This window comes from Terrimonas ginsenosidimutans (genome assembly GCF_022012415.1).
Classification (GTDB): Bacteria; Bacteroidota; Bacteroidia; order Chitinophagales; family Chitinophagaceae; genus Terrimonas_A; species Terrimonas_A ginsenosidimutans.
The window spans coordinates 84620-109912 of record NZ_JAKLTR010000001.1 but is presented as its reverse complement, the minus strand read 5'-3'; the positions used below and the strand labels follow the sequence as shown (position 1 = coordinate 109912).

General features: G+C 48.0%; 20 protein-coding genes. 12 read left to right on the top strand and 8 right to left on the bottom strand.

The window, feature by feature from the left end; all coding sequences use genetic code 11:
• The first annotated feature begins 52 nt into the window (after positions 1-52).
• From LZZ85_RS00435 to ypfJ, 3 genes are all read left to right on the top strand, one after another.
• On the top strand, positions 53-406 hold the full coding sequence (locus LZZ85_RS00435; protein WP_237867946.1) for a nuclear transport factor 2 family protein: 354 nt from the start codon (positions 53-55) through the stop codon (positions 404-406).
• A gap of 535 nt (positions 407-941) precedes the next feature.
• The gene (locus tag LZZ85_RS00430; protein WP_237867945.1) at positions 942-2108 is read left to right on the top strand and encodes a tetratricopeptide repeat protein; all 1167 of its coding nucleotides are present in this window, start codon (positions 942-944) and stop codon (positions 2106-2108) included.
• Positions 2109-2396: 288 nt separating this feature from the next.
• Positions 2397-3257 carry a KPN_02809 family neutral zinc metallopeptidase gene (ypfJ, locus tag LZZ85_RS00425; RefSeq protein WP_237867944.1) on the top strand — a complete coding sequence of 287 codons (861 nt, stop codon included), beginning with the start codon at positions 2397-2399 and terminating at the stop codon, positions 3255-3257.
• 139 nt (positions 3258-3396) lie between these two features.
• On the opposite strand, the gene LZZ85_RS00420 is transcribed toward ypfJ, so the two are convergent.
• Entirely contained in the window at positions 3397-4047 is a 651-nt protein-coding gene (locus tag LZZ85_RS00420) for a DUF6794 domain-containing protein (protein WP_237867943.1), read from the bottom strand.
• A 137-nt stretch (positions 4048-4184) separates the two neighbouring features.
• On the opposite strand from LZZ85_RS00420, the gene LZZ85_RS00415 reads away from it, so the two are divergent.
• Positions 4185-5987 carry an FISUMP domain-containing protein gene (locus LZZ85_RS00415; protein ID WP_237867942.1) on the top strand — a complete coding sequence of 601 codons (1803 nt, stop codon included), beginning with the start codon at positions 4185-4187 and terminating at the stop codon, positions 5985-5987.
• Positions 5988-6070: 83 nt separating this feature from the next.
• Here the strand turns inward: LZZ85_RS00415 and LZZ85_RS00410 are convergent, their stop codons facing one another.
• Positions 6071-6238: a hypothetical protein gene (locus LZZ85_RS00410; protein ID WP_237867941.1), complete on the bottom strand. Its 168-nt coding sequence runs from the start codon at positions 6236-6238 to the stop codon at positions 6071-6073.
• A gap of 280 nt (positions 6239-6518) precedes the next feature.
• On the opposite strand from LZZ85_RS00410, the gene LZZ85_RS00405 reads away from it, so the two are divergent.
• Positions 6519-7034, top strand: a complete 516-nt coding sequence (locus LZZ85_RS00405) for a DUF4382 domain-containing protein (protein WP_237867940.1) — start codon at positions 6519-6521, stop codon at positions 7032-7034.
• Positions 7035-7432: 398 nt separating this feature from the next.
• Entirely contained in the window at positions 7433-8917 is a 1485-nt protein-coding gene (locus tag LZZ85_RS00400; RefSeq protein ID WP_237867939.1) for a TlpA family protein disulfide reductase, read from the top strand.
• A 132-nt stretch (positions 8918-9049) separates the two neighbouring features.
• Here LZZ85_RS00400 and LZZ85_RS00395 read toward each other — a convergent pair whose 3' ends face one another.
• The 3 genes from LZZ85_RS00395 to LZZ85_RS00385 all read right to left on the bottom strand — a co-directional run bounded on the left by LZZ85_RS00395 (position 9050) and on the right by LZZ85_RS00385 (position 14973).
• Entirely contained in the window at positions 9050-12847 is a 3798-nt protein-coding gene (locus LZZ85_RS00395; RefSeq protein ID WP_237867938.1) for a glycosyltransferase family 2 protein, read from the bottom strand.
• Positions 12844-14178, bottom strand: a complete 1335-nt coding sequence (locus LZZ85_RS00390; protein WP_237867937.1) for a glycoside hydrolase family 2 TIM barrel-domain containing protein — start codon at positions 14176-14178, stop codon at positions 12844-12846. The genes LZZ85_RS00395 and LZZ85_RS00390 overlap by 4 nt, the downstream gene beginning before the upstream one ends.
• Before the next feature lie 372 nt (positions 14179-14550).
• A complete protein-coding gene (locus LZZ85_RS00385; protein WP_237867936.1) occupies positions 14551-14973 on the bottom strand; it encodes a putative quinol monooxygenase in 423 nt (140 codons plus the stop codon).
• 66 nt (positions 14974-15039) lie between these two features.
• Between LZZ85_RS00385 and LZZ85_RS00380 the strand changes: the two genes are divergently transcribed.
• The gene (locus tag LZZ85_RS00380) at positions 15040-15258 is read left to right on the top strand and encodes an alpha/beta hydrolase (RefSeq protein WP_255723901.1); all 219 of its coding nucleotides are present in this window, start codon (positions 15040-15042) and stop codon (positions 15256-15258) included.
• 225 nt (positions 15259-15483) lie between these two features.
• Here the strand turns inward: LZZ85_RS00380 and LZZ85_RS00375 are convergent, their stop codons facing one another.
• Genes LZZ85_RS00375 through LZZ85_RS00365 form a run of 3 tightly spaced genes read right to left on the bottom strand, consistent with a single transcriptional unit; the run spans position 15484 to position 19928 of the window.
• Positions 15484-18024, bottom strand: a complete 2541-nt coding sequence (locus LZZ85_RS00375) for a M1 family aminopeptidase (RefSeq protein WP_237867934.1) — start codon at positions 18022-18024, stop codon at positions 15484-15486.
• 58 nt (positions 18025-18082) lie between these two features.
• Positions 18083-19012: a hypothetical protein gene (locus LZZ85_RS00370; protein WP_237867933.1), complete on the bottom strand. Its 930-nt coding sequence runs from the start codon at positions 19010-19012 to the stop codon at positions 18083-18085.
• Between the two features lie 25 nt (positions 19013-19037).
• Positions 19038-19928 (bottom strand): hypothetical protein, encoded by an 891-nt coding sequence (locus tag LZZ85_RS00365; RefSeq protein WP_237867932.1) that lies wholly within the window; start codon positions 19926-19928, stop codon positions 19038-19040.
• A gap of 399 nt (positions 19929-20327) precedes the next feature.
• On the opposite strand from LZZ85_RS00365, the gene LZZ85_RS28740 reads away from it, so the two are divergent.
• The 5 genes from LZZ85_RS28740 (at position 20328) to LZZ85_RS00345 (ending at position 25290) form a co-directional block, all read left to right on the top strand.
• Positions 20328-20708, top strand: coding sequence for a DUF6597 domain-containing transcriptional factor (locus LZZ85_RS28740; RefSeq protein ID WP_432422751.1), 381 nt, complete (start codon positions 20328-20330; stop codon positions 20706-20708).
• Positions 20647-20970 (top strand): hypothetical protein, encoded by a 324-nt coding sequence (locus tag LZZ85_RS00360; protein WP_237867931.1) that lies wholly within the window; start codon positions 20647-20649, stop codon positions 20968-20970. The genes LZZ85_RS28740 and LZZ85_RS00360 overlap by 62 nt, the downstream gene beginning before the upstream one ends.
• 287 nt (positions 20971-21257) lie before the next feature.
• Positions 21258-22634 (top strand): ABC transporter substrate-binding protein, encoded by a 1377-nt coding sequence (locus LZZ85_RS00355; RefSeq protein WP_237867930.1) that lies wholly within the window; start codon positions 21258-21260, stop codon positions 22632-22634.
• 3 nt (positions 22635-22637) lie between these two features.
• Positions 22638-24260, top strand: coding sequence for a hypothetical protein (locus tag LZZ85_RS00350; protein WP_237867929.1), 1623 nt, complete (start codon positions 22638-22640; stop codon positions 24258-24260).
• Positions 24241-25290, top strand: a complete 1050-nt coding sequence (locus LZZ85_RS00345) for an ATP-binding cassette domain-containing protein (RefSeq protein WP_237867928.1) — start codon at positions 24241-24243, stop codon at positions 25288-25290. The genes LZZ85_RS00350 and LZZ85_RS00345 overlap by 20 nt, the downstream gene beginning before the upstream one ends.
• The last annotated feature ends 3 nt before the right edge of the window (positions 25291-25293 follow it).

The window sequence follows — 25293 nt, the reverse complement described above, 5'->3', positions numbered from 1 at the left end:
TGTTGATAATGCTTTATTGAAAAGCAATTTTTTAATTGATGCAGTCCTGTTTATGTCTACAAGTAATAAAGAGCTCTTGTTAAAGGGTAATGCGGCTATTGCAAACGGTGATCATGAAGGCTTCCTGGCTCTCTGTACCGATAATACGCTATGGAACTTTCTCGGTGATCAGGTTCTCGAGGGAAAGCAAGCCGTGAGGGAGTATATGGCAGCCACCTATCTTGAGCCTCCCATCGTAACGGTAGATCACCTGATCAGTGAAGGCGATCTGCTCACGGCCGTTGGTGAGATAACACTAAAAGATAAGACGGGTAAGGCAACCCATTATTCGTATTGCGATGTCTGGCGGTTTGAGCATGGGAAGATGGCGGAATTGAAAGCGTTTGTCGTAGAGATAAAACAGTAGTTAACGAAACGTGTGATAGCTGCATTGCATCATGAACGTCTGAGTTTTTACAGTCAGCTTATTGACTCAGCTGCCTGGACAGAAAGAGCCTGAAACTGGAGGTTAAGTTTTACGCATAAAAAAATGCCTGGCATGACAGGTGCCAAGCGGCTTGCAAGTTGCACACTTCCTTTGCCATTATTACAATTACACTTTCCTGGTCGGCATTCAATGTTTTATAAGATGGATAGCGCTGCTGACCAGTAAGGATGTGGAATTTGTCATGACCCGGCCAGAAATGAATAGGGACCCAGGGGTGAAATTTTTTGCGGTGTGTTGACCAAAGCGTTCGGGGAGAGGTCTTTATACTACTCCTCTGCCGGATAACCGGTCATAGTGAACTAACTTGTTCCGATCAGGTCGCAAAAGAAGAATAGTGCAGGTTTTGTAGAAATCCGGAATGACCAGCAGGATGCAGCTCACGGACAGGTTGTTTTTTCCTGCCATTTGTATGAATAAAAAACCTGTACTATTTTGGTAGTCTCAAGCCGCTACCATGAAAAAAATATTGGCCATTTCTTCCCTGTTGTTCTCCTTGTATAGTCACGCACAGACAGACAAAGCAAGGATCGATTCGATCAAAGCATTGATGAAACGCGAACAATATCTCTCCGCGTATAAAATGATGCAGACGGTACAGTCCGATGGCCAGGAGCTGATCCCGCTTGCCGTTATGCTGGTTACCAGTCACAGCATAGGACATAATGATCTCTATGATAAATGGGGGTTTAAAGACGTGAATCCGTCAGGGCAGGAAGCGAAAGAGTCGGTTGAATTCCCGGTTGAGCGATTACTGGCTTACGGGATACAGCAATTCCCTAAAGATTGCGCGATGTATTTTTCTTCGGCGAGGTTTTACAGCTGGATGATCAACCAGGAGAAAAGGTATATGTCGCTGGAAAGCCTGCGGGAGATCCGCGATTATTTTGTCCAGAAAACACCGGCTGATTGTCATGACGAAGGTTATTACTATGTGGTCGGTTATGCGAACAGCTATCTTGGTAAGCCGGCCGAAGCGGCGCAGCAGTTGCGGCAGGCAGTGAGCCTGAATCCTCAGATGACAACAGGCTGGATAGAACTGGCCAATGCATACGTGCAGCTAAAGGATCCGGCAAAAGCCATTGAGGCTGGAAAAACTGTATGGGGAATGACAAAGGACCGCGGGCTGTTATCTCAGGCCTCGCGGATCATGGGCGAAGCATATGAGTTGCAGAACGACAATGCCAATGCCCTGTTTCGTTATTCGCAGGCAGATACACTTCACCGGGTTGAATTCTTCAACCAGTTGTCTCTGCTGAAGTTCATGGTCAAAACCAATAATACCGGTGCCCCAAATGCACTGAAAGCGTTTATTGGCGGCCAGGGCCGCGAAAGCCTGCATATGTACGCGGATGCTTATGAGGTATACAAGCAATACAATAAGCTCAGCGAGCTGGCGGTGTTCTGCGAGAAATATATGCAGGACTGGAAAGAGCGTCCTAATATTGTTGCATGTACAAGCTTTACGCTCGGAATGATCTATAAAGATACCAACCCGGCACGCGCCAAAGAGTATTTCCGGAAGGCGAAGGAGCTGGGGATTTCCGCTTCCAGATATAGTCCAACGCGAAATCATCCTTCGACGGAAAAGATGGTGGAAGAGGCGTTCAGGTTGATCAATTGAGCAGCCCAGGGAAAGCGATGCATAGGTTCCCGCGATCACGCAGGTGTTGCAATTACCATAAAGTTGACCCGGCATAGTTTCAAGATTGGTGAGGCGCAGGCAACGCAGATCTGAGCCCGATAGCGGACCACTGTTTGCGACACCAGTAATCAACCTGGCCGAAAGTGATGGCCGTTCCGTGAAGTGGGCTCTTGCCAATCCTTTTCACCGCGGCAAAGTATTTGCTTTCATTCACAAGCGGTAATTTATGCCGCAGTTTTTAATCGGTCAATCAATCAACTCAGCAATATGAAATGGATAGGAAGACGGGAAAGCGGTAACGTGGAAGACCGCCGCGGCATGTCGGGCGGCAAGGTCGCAGCAGGCGGCGGTGTGATCGGCGTACTCATTTACCTGGTGTATACATTTATGAGCGGAGGGCAGGTAGATCCTTCGCAGATGCAACGTCAGTTAGGAGGCGGTGATGCCCCTGCACAAATGTCCGCGGAAGAACAACAGGAGGATGAGCAGCGGGCAAAGTTCGTTAAAGTCGTACTGGCAGATACCGAGGATGTGTGGAATAAACTGTTCCAGCAGCAGGGACAAAACTACCAGGATCCTGTCCTGGTCTTATTCCGCGGTCAGGTAGAATCCGCTTGCGGTTATGCCAGTTCGGCGAGCGGTCCATTTTATTGCCCGGGCGACAATAAGCTGTATATCGATCTGTCTTTTTACGAAGACCTTCAACATAAACTGAATGCTCCCGGTGACTTCCCCATGGCTTACGTGGTAGCGCATGAGGTGGGGCATCATATCCAGAACCTCAACGGAACGGCGGCAAAGGTGAACCGGATGCGTCAGCAGTTAAGTGAAAAAGAATTCAATAAGTATTCGGTGATGATGGAACTGCAGGCAGATTTCCTGGCGGGTGTTTGGGCGCATCATGCGCAACAGATGAATGCCATTTTGGAACCGGGCGATATCGAAGAAGCATTGAATGCTGCGAGTGCGATCGGTGATGATAGGTTGCAGCAGCAATCGGGCGGCAGGGTAGTGCCGGATGCTTTTACGCATGGCACATCTGCGCAACGGATGTACTGGTTCAAGAAGGGGTATGAGACCGGGGATATGAGGCAGGGCGATACGTTCAATGCGCCGGATCTGCGATAAAGCAGTATACATACCTGTAATAGAACGTTTGAGCGGGTGAAGGCAGACAAGCGAGACTGGCACTGGTGGTTCTGAAGCAGATCGTCCAGAATTGCACAGCCGGCCCCTTTACGGACAGGCGGATGGTTGTTCAGGTGATCTATTCATGACTGCCGGGTTTGTAGAAAGTTTCGATCCACTCCTTCCGGTTATTGCTTGTTTGATTTAATTCATTGACCTGTTCTATGGTCGCTTTTTTCCAACCCCAGTTAATATCGTACAACCAATACTCTTTTTTGCGGGGCACTTCCGCAAGATGGATCACTCCGGGCAAACTGTCCGATGCGGGATAGCCATAGCTGGCGGTGAAATTGAGTTTTTTGATTCCGTTTGGATAGCCTTTAGGTAAGGGGACCGAGTTGGCCCGCCAGTAATTCTGTGATTCTCTGATCTGCCCCTGGAGGTCAATGTCTTTTCCCAGCAACTTGCGGTGAAAACTGGTGAGTATGATACCACTCATATCATCAGGATGAAAAATCCCCAGCGCCTTGAAATGCTTTGCTAGCTTTGAGCCTCTCCAAAGGCCCCAGTTATTGCGCATGGACATGCCGAGACCAAAATGATAGCTGACGATGAACTCGTCTTCGGTCATTTTTTTTACGGAGGTTTTCACACTGTCGACAAAGATCGTGTCCAGGTAAGCGATGGCCTCGTCCAGTGTGGTTGGCTTCGGAAGCTTTTTTGTTTGCCCGAAGGCGGTGGTGGTGAGCAGTGTTGCTATCAATAACAGGCGATATAATTTGATTACCATAGCGGGAGGTTTATATAACAGGCAGATGCAAAATTGGGGCAAAATGCACAAGGCATTGTGATGAGGCCGGAAATCGTCCCTGCCTTGTGATGACCTTTTGCGATCTCTCCGATAGAAGCGTAAATACCTCCATTCACATGAAGTACTTCCTTCTATCCCTTGCACTGCTGCTGATCGCCATCGCCTGTAAAAAATCAGGAGCGGAGCAACCCGACCAGCCACAGTCCATTGCAGCGTCTATGGCGCAGATCACGCGGGTGCAAAGCCTTGGCGCGGATGTTTATGCTCAAACCCTGGCGACCACGAGTGGCGATTCGCTGAAAGCCGTCAATGCGACTGCGCAGTTCCTGGTGGAGCAAGCCAGTGTCGACAAAGTTTATTACTGGTCAACCGGTTTGCTGGAGGTGCAATTCAAGAGTGGTCTTCGCAGTCACCTCGTGTTTGTCAACAGGGATGCGAGAGGCCAGCACCTTACGCGCGGTGGCGGTGGTGGCGATGGCTTGAACCAGTTTGCTGCAGATCAGGCATTTGTTGAAGAGATCCCCAATAAGAAAGTACTGATCCTGAATCCCTATATGGAGTCGCAATATCAAGGGGTGTACAACAAACAAAATATGTTTCCTTCGGATTTCACCGTAGACGTTTACAACAATACGGATGTCACATTCGACCGGTTGAATGTGCTGGACGACGATTACGGTTTGGTGATCCTGAACACCCATGGTCTTCCCAATGGATTTTTCCTGCGCGATGGATTGCGGCTGCCCCGTGGGCTCTGGAAGCCTGATATGACCGATGAAGAAGGAGATGCTGCGACCAAACAGGTTATCGACAGCATCGGAACCCAGATGAAAATGCCGCTCCGGCTGTTTGAAACCGGCGAACTTGAATTCAACCTGTTTGTCGACCTGGATGGATATGTGATCGCTCAAAAATGGGCGCATGTCAGCGTGACGGATAAATGGATCCGCAATTCTTCGCTGTCCTTCAATGAAACGATCCTCTATGGAAATCACTGCTGGAGCGGATACACGTATGATGGTCCTACTGAAAGAAATCTCCCCGAAGCCTGGAAGAGTAAAGGCGTTGCTGTGTATTATGGTTATGCCACGGATGAAAAATATTCCGGCCCTGTACTGAATAACTACGCCATGCGTTGGGAAGATTCACTCATCCTGCATTTACTGGACGGCGATTCGACAGGTGTTGCCCATCTTGGAAACAACAATTCACTTCTTTCGCATACCATCCAGATCGAAAAAGTACCTGTACTGGTAACAAGAGGTCTGCGCATCGGAGCCGCTCCGGTCAAACCGCTTTATTTTTCGCAATTCTTCAGTCCGCATTACAGCTATGAAAAATGTGGAGACACGCTCGTCGACCGCCGTGATGGCCAGAAATATCCCACGGCCTGCATTGGTGATCAGCGATGGATGGCGGCCAATCTCAATTGGGCCGGCGCCGGGATCTGTTATAACAGCAATGCGCAAAGCTGCGCGACCCATGGCCGGTTGTATACCATCACAGAGGTTGTGGGGAACCAGCGTTCCGCGACCAATCCAAGCGGCGTAAAAGGGATCTGTCCCGAGGGATGGCATGTTCCTTCGCTGGCTGAATACGAGCAGCTGGTGAAAACGGTTGGTGGTGCGGAAAAGGCAAAGACAGCGCTGCGTTCGAGAACCGGCTGGCCAACACCAAATCAGAATACGGATGCGTTTGGATTTAAGCTGATGCCATCAGGAATGGCCGTGACCGGGCCGAATGGAACGTTGTACCAGTACCAGGGCCAGGGTGGCTATTTTTGGACGACTACAAAAAGCAGCCAGGGAGCATTGGATTATGGCATCAATGGTTACAGCCCGAATCTCGGGCCGGTGGCGTTTGGTCCTGCCGCAGATGTGGATTATAGGTTTTCTTGCCGGTGTGTGAAGGATAAGTAAGGAAATGTTGGAAAACACGCATGGCGTGATCGACTGGAGTTACATTATAAGAACAAAGCCCTTCGTTATGAAGGGCTTTGTTCTTATCGATTCTTTTTCTGTTGACCAGGAGCAAACGGCTTTGCCGATTTAGAACCCGCCGCTTTCTTTTGATGACCGGGCGGGCTGCTGAAACCACGCGGGTGCGTGCTGCAGGAGGCGAGTATCAATGTAGCAAAAGCAAGTACGGCGTACTGACGGATCGTTTTCATATAAGTCGTTTAGATATACTAACTGCTCATTGCAAAACCAATGCCCGGTTTAACGTTAGCTGGCCTGGTCAGCCTGGTCTTCCGGTAAAGAGACATGTACTAATGGAAGGTCTTTAAGAGCTGCGCACGGATCTTTCCTCGTGGATTTACCCTCTATTCTTGAGGCAGATCAATGTTGTGAAATGAAAGTTCACTGCTAACCAATGGATATTTATCCGGGCCGGGTATTTTTTACAGGTCTGGCACAATTTTGTCTCCCACCTGTTCAAAATTCCGACAAATGAAACCACTACTGTACCTGCTGGCAAGCGGCATTGTATTGACCAGCGTTCTATCCTGCGACAAAGATGAAAAGACCACCGACCTCCGGATCAGTTTAACTGATAATCCTTATAACGCTACCGAAGTGAATGTTGATATTGAGCAGGTCCGTGTAAAGTTCAGTGATGATGGCAATGACGAAGAAGGCTGGAGAAACCTGGACACGCGTGCGGGGATCTATAACCTGCTGGATTTCCAGGACGGCATCGATACGCTGATCGCCAGTGCGATTGTTCCAACACAACCGCTGAAAGAGATCAGGTTTGTGCTGGGTAGTGATAACAGCATCAGGATCGATAATGTGCTTTATCCATTGACGATCCCGAGTGGCAGCAGCAGCGGACTCAAGATCAAGATCAATAAGCCGCTTAGGGAAGGGATCGATTCAATTCTGATCGATTTTGATGCAGCCCTTTCTATTGTGCAGGAAGGGAATGGTGATTATAAATTAAAGCCGGTGCTGAAGATAAAATAATATCGATATAGTGAAGCGAAATCAAACGGGAAAAGCCTTTCATTGCGAAAGGCTTTTCCCGTTTATTGTATTACCGGGCGACCGATCGTTTATTGACATACCTCTTTTAAATGCGGACAACACATAAAGAATGTTTAATGCCCGGAGTGAAAATTCCTGTTGGTAAATGATGAGCGAAAAGACAGCTTAAAATGGCGGCGATACTTTCTGCAACTTAACTACTGATCGCCAAAGAAAGGCAGTTGAATAGCAAGCTCAGGTTCACACTTCACCTGCAGCACCGCAAAAAATAGCGATTTCCAGGTAACCTAAGCTGATATTTTTTGTACTTTATCGTTTCAATTTAACAGCAGGTTGATCGCGGATCAGCCTGCTTTCCCCATAAACCGCACCAGGTTATGAAAGTAATTGCAATCGCTGTCCTGTTTTGTGCGATTTTCATCAGCTGCGATCGGCGCCTGACAAGGCGGATTGAGCAAGATGAAAAGATGACGATGACGGCCAGTATCTATGCCGATCCTGACCTTTTTGCAAAGAATGCAAACTGGGACGGACCCATCGACATGAATTTTGTATACCGGAACCTCTTTGGTCTCGAGGAGAATACAATCGCGGTAGACAGTGCCGGCCGGTTTGATCTGTACATTACAAGTCCGTCTGTTGTCTGGAGTACCGGCATCAATATGCCATTGCTGGTAAAGCCTGGTGATGAATTAAAAGCCTCGATGAACGAAAATGGGGATGTTTACTTTTCATCAATGACCAGCGCTGCACGCTCAAAAGAACTCGTGAGCTGGCAAATACTCATGGACCTGTTCAATACCAACTTGTGGCAATACCGCTCTGAAAGTAATTTGCGTTTGTCGGATGATCTGCAAAGCAGCAACTACGAACAAATTGCTAAAGCGAGAATGGAAAAGTTTTTAACGAGATCCGCAGCAGCTATTGATTCCGTTCTGCCTGCCAGCGCTGCGACGGCTGACCTCCGGAAATCTGCCCTGATGTATGCTCATGCAAAATTTTCTGCTGCATGGCTTGATTACTACTGGTCCAACCGGAAAGCGGTTGACAAGCCGTCCCTGGTCAAACAGCTGACCTCGCTCACTTCTTTAGCCGGTGAGATACGGACAACAAATGATCTTATGTATTACAATGACTTTCTTTCGGAACTACTGGCTCATATCGTCAGTATCAAAGGAAGTTACATACGCGTGGTTGACAGAGATGCGTTCGATACATTTATGCTTTCTTCAAAAACTTATTTTCAAGGTATCACCAGGGATTTTCTTGTCACGAGAACGCTGTACTCAGCGTTGCGCGCCAAGATCATCAGTTATCCTGAATTTGTGTCGACCTGTGAAAGCGATATATCCGACAGGCATTACAAGCAACTCTGCCACTATCTCGGAAAGAAAATAAATAGCAATGAGATGATCGCGGCATTGACAGCCGGAAATTCTTTTGTGCCATTTGACAGCAAGCAGGAGCTGTCTGGCCAGGAATTGTTCACTCCATTCAAAGGCCGGTTAGTCTTTGTTGATTTCTGGGCAAGCTGGTGTATTCCCTGCCGGAAGGAAATGCCGCAATTGAGAATGCTGAAACGGCAGTATTCAGACAGGAACATCGGCTTCGTCTCCATTTCGCTGGACAATAGTATTCCGGATTGGGAGAAGGCAAGTAAAGCGGAGCAACTTGATAACGCTGCAAACCTTCTTTTAAAAGCGAGCAATGACACCACATACAATTTCATGGGGTATACTATCAAAGAGATCCCGCGTTATATGATCATTGATCAGAACGGGTTGGTGGTGAATGCAGATGCTCCGGGACCAAAAGATCCTGCATTAAGGTCTTTGCTGGAAAAGTATCTGAAGGGTTTTTAAGCGGGCACTGATGGTGCTGATGGATGTTGAGACCGTTGCGACATAAATGAAAGTGTTGATGAGCGTTCATGAGCGGGAACCTTATGGATCTGCAGAATTGTTTTCAGAATTTGTCCTTATTTCCGCTCGTATTTAACGATCCATGCGGAACAGAGGAAGGTTCAGCAATGATTGTGCTCCATCTGCTTTATTGCCTGCTACTACTTCCACATATAGCCGGTATCGTTCCGGCTCTTCTGGAATATTTAGATTGATTGTGGTTCCACTGCCTATTGTCTCCATGTATATCGCTTCACCGTTCAGACCAGTTTTTACCAAATGCCATTCGAAGCGGAGACGGCTTTCCATCGTATCCGGGAAGCGCCAGCCCTCGCCCGTGTTCACCAGTGCGGAGTAGGTAACGACGCGGTTGCTGAAGAGTGGCACTGCCGGCCGGAGGATCTTTACCGAGGGTAGTTTGATAGAAGAAGTGGTTGTTCCCCATTCCGCCTGTAATAGATCATAAACTGGTTTGCGACGCCCCCAATGATCGATCACGCCATCAAAGGTGATGCAGTCCCGGGTCTGCTGATCCTGGAATTCTTTTATAAATGCAGGCATTTCAGGCAGGTTCTTTAGCAGAGCGATGTGTTGCGGAAAAATTTCGCTGACGAAGACAGGTGTCTGATCGATCTGACTGAGCTGTGCGATCCCTGTTGTGTCCTTTCCCATCACTATACCGTACGCATCCACCGCAGGAAGTTTGGTGCGTAACATTGCGATCGTTGCACGCAGGTGAACAGACAAGTCAACATCGATCGTTACGGGCCTTGTACTGTCTATTGTTTTTATGTCTGTTACTAATTCATTCAACCATTGCAAAAAATATTCCTGCTGGTAGATCGCCACGGGTTTAAGTTGGGGCGGTAATAGCCATTGTCCCGTGTTGCCGATCGACCACGCCATAATATTCCGCTGATCCTTGAGTGAACGAACTGTGGCGATGATCTGTCGTCCGGCGTCAACCAGGATCTCCCTGTCGTTTTTATTTCGCTTGAGGGTCGGAATCCAGAAAGCATACATCATGTTCATACCAGTCTGTGAGGCGACCTTCAGCACATTCTGGTCGTATATGCCGGGGCCGTAACGACGGATCGTGGTGATGCCCATGGATCGCATCTCCTGCATATCATGCGTTACATTTCTGCGGGTGAGATCATGATAATTGCGGTACCAGGTTTTCGCTGTGTGATAATTCATGCCGCGGATCAGGGAAGGCAGTTTCCTGATCGGAAAAGCGGTTGCCGCCTTTCTTTCCGGAAGATCCGTCCAGAAGGTAAGGTCCCTGCTGATATCAACCCGGGGATATTGTTTCAGTAAAGAAAGTACACTGTCGGGTGATTTGATTTGCCAGTCGAGCGATGTTACAGCATTTTGCTGCGGTACATTCTGATCATGATGGCTATTGAAAAATACAGCGGCGCGTATGTCAGGGAACTGCTCACTGATCTTTTTAAAGGCTGAGCTGAACCATTGGGTCTGCTGTTCTTTTCCGGCAAGCGATCCCATTTCTGCCACCATCACCGGTAATCCTGAACGGAAGATCCCGTGCTGATGAAAAGGTCTGTACAGGTCTTCGAATGAATCGCTCGTTCCTCTTAAAGCGCCATAATCCAACATCGTTACACCAAGCCAGTCGACGTATTGTTTTCCCGGAAAATATGCTTCGATATTTGCTGCTTTCCAGGGACTCCAGACCCAGGCCACATTGTTGACACCTTTCTGAAGAAAGTATTCGTAAATGTATTTCCAGCCGGCTTTAAATTCGTCGGGAGTATTGCCGCCGGATGGAGACCATGGATAGGCGGGGTTATCCGGTTCATGTGCCAGGCGGATGAAGATGGGTTTATTCAACTTGATGATCTGCCGGGCAAAACGGTCCAGGTAGTGATCGAAATCGCCCTTGAGCAAGCGCCGGAACACCTGCTGCTCCTTACCGGATCTGGCAGTTGTTGTGTCTGAGTTGAACAAGCTTGTCCATGGTTCCCAGGTGATCATCGGCAGGGAGTAGTTTTCGTAGATATTACGGATGATGCTATCTGGCAGCAGGCATTGCGGTGCGTCTCCCCAGGGGATATACAGGGAGATAATACTGAAGCGTGTTTCAGCTGTTGACTCGTATGCTGAAACCTCCTTCATTGACACCAATCCCGCTGTATTGCCGGGTTGAAATACGCCGGTCAAGAAGGGATGTGGTTGTTGAATCGTTTTATCCTGACCAGCTGGTGGCCGGGCATCTTCTTTCAACAGGTACCAGGCGGTGAATACACTAAGCGCGATCAATAATAGTCCCAGCTTTCGCAAACCCGTATAGATAAACGCATGTCTGAGTATCCAGAACTTTCGTTTTAACAGAAGCGGGATCGTCAATGATCTGTTGATCCATTCATAGCGGTCGCGTAGTTTGACTTCATCCGTAGCGCTGCTAATGCCAATGACCGTTAGCAGAATGATGCAGTTGACGGCTGCGATGCCCGCCATGGCGATGGAGTAGGGATTCCAGTCATAGCGCAGACCGAGTACGATGGCGAGCAAAGAGACGAGGATCACTACGAGGTTCGGTAAGTTGAGCCACCAGGGATCAGGATGCGTGTTATCCTTGGGTGTTGGTATGTAGGGAACTTTTTTTCGGAGGATGGTATAAAGGAAGCCAATGATGTAGATCCACCAGGTGCCGATCTGTAATAGTCCACCGATCAAATGAAAGCCACGCTCCTTTTCTTCCATCACCCATCGCTGCACATAATGCCGGATCAGTATCATCGACGCGATCATCGGCATGCCGAGCAATAAAAAATCCAGAATATCCATCCGCAAAGGGATTAGCCCGGTGCTCAATGACATTATGGGGATCAAAAAATTGATCAGCACGATGAATCCGGAGAGATAATAAAGTGGTATGGTGGCGTAATGGATGCGCTGCCGCCAGGTGAGTTTTGGGAATAGCCGGATAAAGCTGGTGAAGAAAATTTCGAAGGTACCCCTGGACCATTTCAATTGTTGTGCGTAATAGGCGGAGAGCGATGCAGGCACCAACCCTCTCGCCAGTATCGCGGGTACATACACCGAGGTCCATCCTTTCGCGTGTAGCTGCAACGCGGTATGCATATCCTCGGCTAAACCGGCCGCGTGTCCTCCAATCGAATCGAGTGCGGCTCTTCTGAATGTGCAATTCGCGCCGATGGCCTGCACGGTACCATAGCTGTTCATCGTCATCATGATCGGCCCATAGAACTGGAACGTTTGCTGGGCGGCGCCTTTGGCGATGAAGTTTTCACCAAGGTTGTAATATGCCTGTACGATCTGCACATAGCCGATTTTCGGATCATTGAAGTGTGCGATGACCGGATCGAGGAAATCAGGTTGAGGAATGTGATCGGGATCCAGGATCACGCAGAGTTCGCCACTGGCGAATTGAAGGGCATTGTTGATGTTGCCGGCTTTTGCGTTGGTATGTACTTCACGCGTGATGTGGCGGACGTTCAGGCGAAGGCAGACATCTTTCAGATATGGATCGTCTGCTTCATCACAGAGATAGGTGGTATGCGGATACGTTATTTGTTGAATAGCTTCCAGCGTGGCAACGACCATTGCGTATGGTTCGCCTGCGCAGAAGGTAGTGAATATATCGACGGTGAAATCTTTGCCGGCGGCTGGTTCTGGCGGGACCGCAATGGAAAAGTAGTGATACCATTCGTGCAGGATCTTCAGAAAGTTAACGCACATTGCCACCATAAGGATCCAGTAAAAGGGCGCATGGCCAATCTGCGCGCGATCAAACAGGCTGTACAGCAGGAAGAACATGCTGCACACGCCGATCCCGATCATCAACCGGAGTGTGATCAGGGCTGCTTTGGAAGGGTTTGATACGGTCGTGCTGCTGTTCTTCATTTTTCGACGACATAAAAAGGAGTATTGGCGGTGGAGAAATACCCTTTGTTATCGAATACGGTTACGAAAATACGATACGGACCCTCTTGCTTTGGTGCCCGGAACAGCCATTTATTAGTGGCATCCGCAGATCGTTGTGCATTGATCGTTGCCGGTTTGTTCAAGTTTAGTTCACTGGGATCTTTGCGTACCCAGTCTTCCGCAAGGATCTCCCAGGATACGGTGGTGGAATCGGGTTGCTGTGATTCATCCATCAACAGTTCGGCTGTGTAACTGCCATCTGACTGCAGCAAGATATTATTCTGCGCGCCTTTGCCATTGAGCAGCATATATTTCACGGATGGTGCATGGTGAGTTGGGGTGGTACCTGTCCAGATCTGTTGCAGGACGTTCACTGTTTCGGAAGCTTTGCCATCTTCGGAAAACAAACTGTACCAGGTATGCGTGGACTCCTGTTTTTGTCCCCAGAAAAAACAGCAGGCCCCTAAAAACCTTGGGCTATTTACGGGCAGCATAGCGGAGCGCTCGAGATATTGTTGGGCTTTGTTGGTGGAGGTGGTTTCAATGGGTGCACCCCAGACCGTATATTCAGCTTCCCAGGGGCCGTTGGTTCCCCATTCGGAAATAAGGAATGGACCGTTCCAGCACCAGGTGAGTTCGCTCAGTGTCCGATCTATTTGAGAGAGTTTTCCGAAGGTGTTGAGGGTGATGAGATCGAGGTCCGGGACCTTCATTTTTATATTGAGAATGTTGCGGCGATCTACATTGATGATCGCGGTGGATACGGGGTGATCCGGATCTTCCTGGTGGATCATATCGAGCAGTTCATTATACACCTTATAAAAACGGCGGAAGTGATAGCTGTAGGGGAAGTCGACTTCATTGCCGAGCGACCACATGAGCAGGGCCGGATGAGAGCGGTATTTCCTGATCACGTCCCGATAGGCATTGAATTGTGCGGTGACGAGCGAGGTGTTGTCATAAAAGGAATGCGTGAAACTGAAGGGAAGTGAGAGGCCCGCGATGACAGCAATGTTGTTAGCGGCGGCGTCATCGAGGATCTGTTGCAGGTGAGTGGTATCCCAGGTGCGGAGGGTGTTGCCGCCGGCCTGGCTCAGGCGTGCGAGATGTCCGGTGCCGGCAGCGCCTTTTATGAAGAACGGATGACCGTTGCGGTAAAGGGTAAATTTTTTGCCATTGCGAAGAATGAATACTTTTTTTGGCTGCATGGTGGTAGCGGTTCCGTCCCTTCTGATGATGAAAAGGAATACAACTGATACGATTGTCAAACCGGTAAATAGTGCGAGCAGGATACGCAGCAGTTTTGACATGGTGTTGAATAGGTTGAGAGATGAGTAAATTAGTGTATTTGAAGGGGGATAGCAAAAAACAGTTTACCGAATTTGCATTAGTTAACAGGAGCATTAATTTCCTGACCTGGTTGCAAAAGCCAGTACGAAGTATTTGTCTTTCAACCGTGGAAGGAGCTTGCTGCTAATTCATCAGAATTTATTTCCGGACACTTCGCTCATAACTGCTGAACTGCCATTTATATGTTTCTAAAATCGCTGTCTGTAGCCGCCTTCGCCATTGACTGTCTGCGGATCAATGGCTATTTTTGCGTCAGATTTTGAAGCGGCTGCTTCAGGCGTTTGCATGGATCAATTGATCGGGATGTATTTTGCGTTCGTATTTGCCTGTCATCATTGACCTGATGGCATTTTTTTGAACAGCTGTGCCATAGTTGCGGAGTCCAGGCAATCCATCTCCACGAGCTTTAAGGATGCAACCATCTTTGTGGTGGTTGTTTTATAGTGCAGGAAGTGTGGCGTCTTTAGATGTGCTTCATAAGCTGCTTTGTCGGCGTAAATCTCGAGTATGCGGATCTTCGTCGGGTGTTCCGCTTCTGCCATGGGAAAGATGGCGACGACGCCGGGTTCTTTAGCGATAGCCGCGGCAGCTTCTTCCTGCAAGATTTTTTTGTATTCAGTGAGGTATTGCGGGATGATCTCGAGCTCGGCAATGCGGATCATTCTGGTGGAGGCCGCGGGCTGTTGCGCATTGATGACCTGCAGGATAAGTAAGTTGGTGAGAAGGATGAGTAAAAAGCGGGACATGTTTTTCATGTGTTTGGGGATTAAGTTTGGTAAAGGTAGTGAGGAATATACGTTCGACCTGTTTTTCCAGAGCATATGAGCTTTCATGTAAGCGGCCCATACGGGCTCAATCGCACGTTGCCTGTTGATAAGCACACGCCGCCCATGTTCATTTTGCAAGCCGGTAATGATCTGGTGGATACTATTCAACATTCGCTGCGTTATTATATTGCGCTGAAGAAAGCTAATGTTCCGACAGAATATCATATTTACGATGAAGGCGGACATGCGTTCGGCTGCATAAAACAGCAATGAACATCCCCAATTTTAATGAGCTTCTTATTGCGGACTGGCCGGTGCTGGTTGGGCGATGGCTTAGGGCGATTGGGATGACGGCTGTTTGAAAACGGTGAGAATCGAACAACGAAAGTTAAAACGATCAGTGGAATCATTGTGCCCTGGTTATTGTATCGCAGCGAACGTAGCGACCCGCTGTGTTCGTTGCGATACAACTACGCAAGATCTTAACGACATTGGCTCTCACTGCTTCGGTATAAGCCCCTGCGCCCGAAACAGGTTATCCGTTGCCTGCTCAATCTTTGCTTTGAGTCGCGGATTATATGCCGGGTGATGCTGTAAGAATTGCTCTACCACTTTCCATGCTTCCGGAGTTTGATAGGCACCGAAAATGGCACTGAGCCAGTCCTGCGGAAAAAAGATATCGCCCTTGCGTTGGATCTCTTCCAGTACTTCCAGGCTTTTGGGCAAATACTTCGCTGCTGTGTGTTGACGCAATGGATGATGCAGGTATCCGAGAGCGGTGGCGGTCCAGGATTCTTTGGCTTCATTGGGATGATTCACGAGGTAAGTCAGCATACTATCCCGGCGGGCTGGTTCCGAGGATAAGGCCGGCATCAAAAAGCTGAGCCGCGCTTTTTTGTCTTCATCCTGCAGGCGTTCACGTTGCCGGATCAGTACAGAAGTTGCTGTATCATTTTTCAAGGCGATCGCCAATGCCAATGAAATGTAATCGTCCTCTGCGAGGCGCAATCCTGAAGGTGGTTGTTGTGTTTGCCAGATCTCGTACAAGCGCCCTAACGCGCTTTGGGTTACTCCTATCTGTTGATACGCTCTGAAGAGTACCTTCTTGCTACCGGGGTTAGTTTGTGCCTGCATGGCCGTCCACAGCGCCTCTTCCAGTTGCGGAGCGATGGCAGTACGCTTGTCCGGCGCGGTAAAGTTCCAGTACAGGTTTCCGAGGTAACTGGTCAGTAATCTCAGGTTAGTTTCTTCTTTTTCCAACGGCAATCCTTCTGCCAGTAAGTTGATGAATTCAGATGGAGACATAGCTCTTCCTGCCAGCACATTTTCATAGAGGTTGATGGCTGCCGCTGCGCGGCTTACGGGACTTGTCAGCTGCCATAGTTTTTGCCGTCCCTGGCTATCGACCGGGAAAAGTCCGTAGCCCATTCCATCGGCATTGAAGAGAATCCAGTTTGGTTTCTCCAGTCCTGTTAGCTCCTGGATTTGCAGGCTTGCCTTATTCATGTTTACCTGCACGGTGTGAAGGCTGTCCGCATACACCAGTGTTAAGGTTACGATCTGCGGCCAGATGCGCGCCGATCCTCTTTCCGGGTGTTGCGTCATTGCCAGTTCCGCTATTTTGTTGCCGTTGTATTTGATGGTATAGTCGAAGACCGGGCGGCCCGGCTCGTTGACCCATACCCTGTTCCAGTCATACAGGTCTTCTTTTGAATATTTAGCGAGTATCTTTATCAGTTCATTCCATGTTGCATTGCCATTCGCATAAGTCTTCAAATATTCGCGTATGCCTTTTTGAAAATTGTTCTTACCCATCCGCGCTTCCAACTGGCGCATCATGATCGGTGCTTTGTGATAGATGATGCTTCCGTACATGCTGCCGGCTTCCTGCAGATTTTCCAGTTGCTGACGAATAGGATTGGCTCCTGATGTGCGATCCACACCATAAGCAGCCGGATAATGATCCTGCACAAATTTGAGCTGAAAGGCTTCGGTGCCTAATCGTTGCTCCACCACTTTATCGGCCATGAAGTTGGCAAACACTTCTTTCATCCAGACGTCATTGAACCACTGCATCGTTACGAGATCACCAAACCACATGTGGGCTGTTTCATGTGCGATGAGTGTTTGACGGGACAGCAGTTGGTCTTTGGTTGGTTCTTTTAGAAATAAGCTGGATGCTTTATAGAGTACGGCACCCGGGTGTTCCATGCCGCCATACTGGAAATCAGGGATGGCTGCAAAGCCGATCTTTTGAAAAGGATAAAGGATGGCTGTCCATTCTTCGAGGAATCTGAGGGCGGATGTATGCGCCTGGAAGATGGAATCGATATTGGTTCCCGGGTCAGTTTCGCGGTATAATAATTCTGCGACAGATTTTCCTGTTTGTTGCGCTGCGCGATTAAATTTACCCGCGGTGAAGGAGAACAGATAGGTTGGTAATAAATCTGATTCTTTAAAGCGAAAGGTTGTTTGTGTGCCGCTTTGATTGCTATCGATCAATGCACCGTTCCCAAGTCCTCTCCAACCGGTTGGCACAGTCAGTGTCAGGGAAAATTTTGCTTTCAGGTCTGGCTGGTCGAAACAAGGGAATACTGTCCGCGCGCGATCCGGTACCAGCAGCGCGTAGAGATAATCGTTATTCCGGTTGAGTGCGGCATCTCCGGCGATGAAGGAGATCTCAATAGTGTTATTACCTTTTTTTAGCTGTGCTGCGGGAATGATAATATGTTCCTGCTGTGAGCGTGGTGTAAACTGTTTACCATTGACGGACAGGGACCGGATTTTCTCAGCGGATTGTTTGAAGTCGAGCTGTAGTGGTTTATTATTGGACTTCAGCGTAAAACGGATGGTTTCGTCTGCGAGAATATTCTCCTTTTTTACGGCGGGTATATTGAAATGAAGTTGGTACCCGATGGCGGAAATTTCCGCGCGGCGGTAGATGGCTAATTCACTGGAAACACCGGTGGTGATCTGCTGGGAAAATGCGGAGGTAGCTGTGGTGATGAACGTGATGAAGCCAATCAGGTATTTTCGCATGCGAGTGAGTTTGTCTGCAATATTACTGAATACCGGGATGGTTGACAGCTTGCAACAACTACTCTTTTTGTTCTTTGATGTTGCTGACTTCGCAGCTCATCACTTCATAGGTAATGTCTTTCTGGATCGTCTGCTCTTTTCCATCCTGGTCTGTAAAGGAAGCTACAACCGGTATCTTGTATTTTCCTGCGATTGAAGGAGCGGTGAACCTGGCTTTATACGTACCCGTTTCATTCAGCGAGAGTTCCTTTCCATTCATTTTTACCTGTTGTAATCCTCTATACCTGATCTCTCCCAATGCTAATTCAATAGTTAATTGCCCATTCGGTTTGAGTACCTGATGGCTTTGCGCGATCATTGGACTAACAAACGTACAGATCAATGCCACACGGTGGGTGCCTTGCAACATGATAACAGCACTTTTGAGTGCCAGCTCCCGGATGTTCAATTGAAATCGGCTAAGTATCAAGATGGCTTCTGATGGAGAGATGGATTCAAACAACAGCTTGTTGATAGACTCTCCCTTTATGATCCGCTGATCGAAGTGTTCAGCAAAGAGGGGTGGCATGCTGTCTACTTGATTGATGAAATCAGGATTGTTCAGCAAAATAGTATTACGAAAGGAGAAGAATAAGTCGGGCAAACCGGCTGTTTGCTGGAGGATCTTTTCGCTGACGTTGTGGCTATTCCGTTCCTGCCATAATTGATCTTTGATCTTTTCTATTCTGCTCACGAGATCGTTTGCCTGATCATCCACAGCCAGAGCCTTTGGCTCCACTACATTTGCCTTGGGGGCAGTCAGTGGATCGGCCTTCTTTTCCTGTAAGGCAAGAAGTACGTTTTCGGTGGACTGTTTGGCAGAAGTGATCGATTGGAGAAGCCCGTCATTGGCGATCGTTAATACATTATCTGATGAAGGATTGTTATTCTTGCAGGCAAACAAGCATGGCAGTATTAACAATGTGCCGCCTATTTTTTTCCAACTCATAATTTGGTCGATGGTTTGCGTTTCTTTATTTTTTATCAAACACTTCGTACATAAGATCCTTCGAAATGGTTTGCGGCTTACCATATGGATCAACATAGTCGATCCTGACCGGTACTTTATATTTGCCGGCGTTGCCTGGGGCGATCAACGGAAATCTTACAAGACCATCTTCCGTCAGTTGGCAAAGCTTTCCATTGATCGTGATCTTTGGTGATGCTGCTATGCTGAAGGCTCCGATGCCGGCGGTGATCTCCAGTTTTTGCCCGGGCAGAACGATGTTAGCGCTTTGTCCGATGATGGCAGTGTAATAGTCAAACCTGAGTCCGCAGCAAGAAACGTTCTCACCGCAGAAACTAATGATGCCGTCACCTGTCTGCATAATAGCATAACGGAGCTGTACTAGTAGTATCGGTACTTGAGAGGAGGTGGCGGTTCTGAGCAATCGCAATTGCGTGATAAGATCAGCTTGTTTACTCCGAACTGTATCAAGCCCATCAAACCGATCGGCGAAGTATTGTTTGATCTGCTCATGGAGTCCGAGCACCGTATCCCGATAAGTGTGGATACGATGCCGCAAAGAGTCATGTAATGATGCCGCCTTTTTTGCATTGTTTGTTTGCTCCTCTTTCAGATTCAGGATAGAAGCCGATAGCTCGTTGGTAAGCCGTTCGACTTTCCTGGCAATGGGCAGCCAGTATTCTGCTTTCACCTGAGTACAGGGATCCGCAGCTTTCTCTTCGAGACGATTCACTTCGTATTCCATCTTGTAGGCTGAAGTCAGGGTTGATTGTGCAATTGTTTGATCAAGTGAAGCCAGGAATGCCTGTTCCTGCGCCTGATCCTTGCAAGAAGATAGGCTGATTATTGTGCACACGAATGCGATCGGAACGGCGCGCCGGGTATATCGCAGCTGCATGGTGGTGATGGTTTGAAAGGTAGAACGATTGGGAGAAGGGTGTATTGTGATTGTGAATGAGTGGAATTGTTAAAGTGGAGAAAGTCTTATGGCAAGACGAATCAACGCCCCCGCCAGATCTCTTCTTCAAGCTACCGTGTACTAATAAGTATTGACTAGCGTATAAAAAACGCGGCGGGCGCCGCGATACGCAGCGGACGCGGCGAAGACAGCTCTGCAAAAGTTTGTATTCGCCGTGCTCTCCGCGTATCGCCGCGCCCGCTGCGTTTCTCTACGCCAATCAGTAAACACACACCGCTAACTAAACTACATAAGATTGTTTTCCGCCTTTTTTAGTAAATTGAAAATGGCCGGTTTATCTTCCGGACAACCTCATGCAAGTAACCATTCAAAAACCTCATCCTGCGCTACAGTCATTATGTCTCCAACATTCTGACGGTGGATGCCGTATCACCGCCTGGATTGAATGAAGTTGTTACGCCTTATCCGCCTTCGCCTTTTCAATCGCTGCTTTTTTATTGTAATGATCCGGTTTCTATAGGTCATCCTGATTCGGAGCTCTTCGAAAAGCAGCGACTGATCGTATTCAATGGGCCGCAACTCTCGCGGGTGAATGTGAAAGTGCACGGTCAGCTGCGATCGATCCGTGTCGATTTTCTTCCCGGCGCTCTTCACCGGATACTGCGTATCCCGATGCAGGAGATGTTGAACGGCGGGTTTGAATTCGTTTATCGGCGGACAGGGCCGGGAGAGTTTGCATATCTATGTAGATGCATATGAGATTTACAAGGAATATGGGAAGCTTGCTGAACTGGAACAGTTTTGTGAGAAGACAATGAAGGATTGGCCGGACCGGCAGCGGTTGCAGGCGAGTGCGAACTTTACGTTGGGGTTGATCCGGAAGGAGAAGGATATGAATAAAGCGAAGGAACATTTTAAAAAGGCGAAGGAGTTGGGCGTTACGGCGGAGATGTATAAAGTAACCAGGAATCATCCGGGAACGGAGAAGATAGTGGTGGATGCGTTTAAGCTGATTGGGTAGGTTGGGGTTATAGCTATTCTCTGGATTTGAGGGCTATCATTTAATGATTATCATTTGTCTCATGGATCGGGTTTAATAGCTTTCGGGAGAATTTGATTTTCTGCGAGGTTACCCTGTTCCGTGTTTTGCGACAGGTAACGGCAGCGATGTTTGTTGCCCGGATGTCTATTGGCGATCTTTTTAACCCTTGCAGCAACGTCCCTGTTTGCCGCAATATTCTTCCCGCTAACCTTCGCTAACCCCTGGCGATTAAATGCGTGTTACTTTAGTAGCCTAAAACTACCGGTATGCACAAAAAAGCGTTCCTTTTACTTCAAATTGCATTTGTCGCGGTCATTTGCTGGCGATGTGGTTCAGGAGAGTCAAAAACAGGTGATCAGAACGGAAAAACGGTGATTACCATTCTGGCTGAAAATAGCGCCTCCATCCAGGCGATGGCCGCTTTGAAACAGCAATACGAGGCGGAGCATCCGGATATTACCCTTGAGTTTAAGCCAAATACATTTGATGACGCTTTTACGAAGTCCAATCAGGACCTTGCTAATAAAACAGGGTTGTATGACATTATTATGCAGTATAATTTCTCGCTGTCTTCATTTGTGAGAAATAATTATGTGTATACTATTGATGAGTTGGCGAAATACGTTCCGGCAGACTCTTTAACGTTTGAAAAAGACCTTTATATCAATAACTGGAAAGAAGTAGGGTATTATTATAAAGATGATAAAGACACGTCCAAAGGCGTTGTCAAGGTAGCGTATCCTTTTTCAGCGCATTCGATGCTGCTGATGTATAACAAAAAAATGTTTGAAGATCCTGCCAACAAGGCGGCTTATCGCAAGCAATTCAACCGCGATCTGGAACCGCCTGCTGACTGGAATGAGCTGCGTGACATTGCGCAATTTTTTACCAGCGACAGTAAGGGGACAAAAGGCATTTGCGTCGGTGGAGCTGCAGGAGGTTTTCTTTATTATGACTTCATGAATTTCGTGTATGGAATGAACGGTGAAGTTCTGGATAAAAAGATCGGATGGGAAGGAGATAAGAATACAAAAGTGGTATTTGACAGTCCTGCCAGCGTTGCAGCGATGAAGCTCTATACTTCATTAAAACCATACAATGCGGGCAACTTTACAAGTATTGATCAATACGAGCCGATCAGGTTGATGAAAGAAGACAAAACGGCGATGGCAATTGTTTGGAGCGACCTGATCTATCCTGCCATCAAAACCGAAACCGGTTTTGATCCGCGCTTTGGTTTTGCATCCATTCCGGGTAACAAGGCCATTTTTGTCGGCGGAGCTTATTTCATTAGCCGCTATACCAAACATCCCAAAGAAGTGTTTGAATATATTACATGGCTTATGCAGGATCGGACACAGGTGCTGCTTGCGGAAAAAGGCATATGCCCTTCATCTCAAAAGACGTATGAGCATCCCGCTGTAAAATCACTGCCTTACGCAGCCGCATTGCAGAGCTCTATTCAGAAAGGAGGCGTCATTCTTGAAGCTGGTCCTGACGCTAATATGATCAGCGAAGTGATCACGACATATGTTCAGAAAGCATGGGAAGGGAGTCTGAGTCCGGAGGAAGCTGTCAGGCAGGCGCAGAAACAAATCGAAGCAAAGAGAAAGGAGATCTTCACCGCTCTTAACAATCAATAGAAGATGCAGCGTCAAGCATTTTTCAATAACCTGGTACGTATAAGCCTGTTCCTGGTAGTGGCTTTTTATGTTGTATACCAGTTGCCGGTGATAAGTTCGGTTCAGCTGAATGCCGGTCTGATTGACAGACTGTTCGCTCAGGAAGACGATCTGCGTCAGCCAGTTCTGCAAAGCATTGTCTTTGCGCTTTTCCAGGCGTTGCTATTAGTGGGAGGAGGATTGATTTTCTCATCGCTGCTTTCCCGGGTAAAACTTTTCTCGAGGACCGGCGCGTGGTTGAGTTTATTATTGGTACCGTTTTTATTGGGTAATGTAGCCACCGCATTTATCTGGAAGCTGCTTACGATTGACACTCATTGGCCTTTTCTTAATGCAACAAACAAGTTTATCACTCTTGGCGTGGTACAGTACTGGCAATTCGGCACCTTGTACATTTATTTGTTTTGGCTGAACCTGCAGTCAGTTCCGCCAGCGAAAGTTGCCTATATCCGTGCCAGCCGTTTATCAATGGCGGAGCGGTTTCGGGATCTTGTTCTTCCGGCACATCAAAATCCTTCTTTGCTGCTTTTTGTGATTGCGTTTATTTTTTCATTTTATGAAGATGCGAAGCTTCAGCTTATTTTTAAGGCCTCACGGGGTTCCGGTACGGAAATGGTCAATCAATGGTTATATCGCACCTATCAGTCAGATTCGCTTTTGAGTAACCAATATGCGTTCTCCCGGATCGCGGCGTCAGGCCTGGCGGTATTCTTTATTCTTCTAAGCACAGTGGTGGTGTTATTGTTTTTGAAACGTTGGGCTTACAAGCGGATGATCCGTTCACGTGTGGCATTACCCGCCAGCGAAAGCGGAGGAAAAATGGTAACCGGTTTTGTTGTTGGCACCCTGCTTTCATTTGTGTTGATCCCGCTGTTGCTGATGCTTTACAGACAGTTCAGTACGGTGAGATACAATGACTGGGAAACACTGCTCAAGCCGCTGGGGCTCACTTTTACAGCGGCCTTGCTGACAACAGTACTGGCAGTTTTGTTCAGTTGTGCCAACCGCCTGGTGCTGAAAAATACACTGGCTGGTTTTAATCGTCGTTCTATCGGGTTTTTGATGCTGCTATTTGCACTGCTGATGATCCCTCCGTTGATCATACTGCTTCTTGGTTTCAACTGGATGCAGCATATTCACTACAGTTCCGGCCCGGTCGTGGACATAGCCTGGGTTGCAGGTCAAACATTGCTATGCTTTCCGTTGATCTGCGGATTCCTGGTGATCTCTCATTTCAGGGTTGCCAATAAGCAGATAGATTTTTTGAATGCACACCGGCTGAACGGATGGGAAAAGTTCAGGACGCTCTTCTGGTTGCCATTCCGGGCAGATTACCTGCTGGCGTTTATCATGGCATATGCAGCAATTTGGAATGAAGCGGTGATCAATAACGTGCTCTCCGATATCATTCCCTCGTTCATTACAGAATTAAATAAAACCGTTACCGGCAAAAGTATCGACTATGGTAGGGCCATGAGTTACCTGCTTATTTCGTTATTACTTGCAGCTTCCGGCTTGTTCTTATGGAATAGCATCCTGGCAAGGGCGGGCCGGAAAAATAAAAGATATGCAACAGATACACTTTGATAAGGTTTCGTTTCGCTATGGAGCGGCGCCGTTGATCTTTGATCAGCTAACCGTGAACTTTGCAAAAAAAGAGGCGGACAAAGGTCATGTCATCGGATTAATGGGCGCCAGCGCGAGTGGGAAGAGTTCGCTCTTAAATATGATCCATGGATCATTGAAGCCTCTCACAGGTTCTATCCATCTTAACCCGCAGCGACCTGTTATCTCTTATTTGCCACAGGAGGTAGTGTTGTTTGACCATCTCGATGCCCTGGAGAATGCACGCTATTTCTCTCATATCAGGTTCTATAAATCCCGTTTCAACGAGTCGCTGTTCCAGGCATTGGTGCAGGCGCTCCATATGGAGGATGTATTTCGGCGTTCACGCAATGTATCGGAGCTCAGCGGAGGTCAGCGTCAGCGAATTGGTCTCCTGCGTGCGCTGTCCATATCGCCGGATATCCTGTTGCTCGATGAACCAACCAATGGTCTTGATGCTGACGTTAAATTCCAGTTTCTTGTAGAACTCAAGCGGATCATCTCAAGCCTGAGCCTGTTGACCATCTACACGAGTCATCTCCGCCAGGAAATGGAGCTGATTGCAGACGAAGTTGCGTATTGTTATCGCCCGGCATCAGATTCAGCGACCGCAATTTTTCAGGACTCGATAGCAGGATTTATCAATCGTCCACCCGTGGTAGAGGCCGCCAGGATCGTCAGCTTTCCGGCGCCAAACATTATCAGGTGTTGCAATGGAAATGGCAATTTGGTTGCAGGCTGGCAACCGGGACTTCCTGCATTTTACCTGTTCGTACAACCCGGCAATATAGGTTTTTCCGATACTGATGGATTCGGGTACACAGTGCTTGCTCAAAACTCAATACATACATTTCTTCAGATCGGTGAGCAGGAACAGGTAGCGATTCCAACAGCACAAATGGCTTCTGCCGGAAGAAAGATCTACTTCCATGGTTCTGTAACCCGATACTCGCCGCAACAACTGCTTGATGGCGCCATTCAACTGGAATATGGCAGGATCCTGTCATCGTAAAAC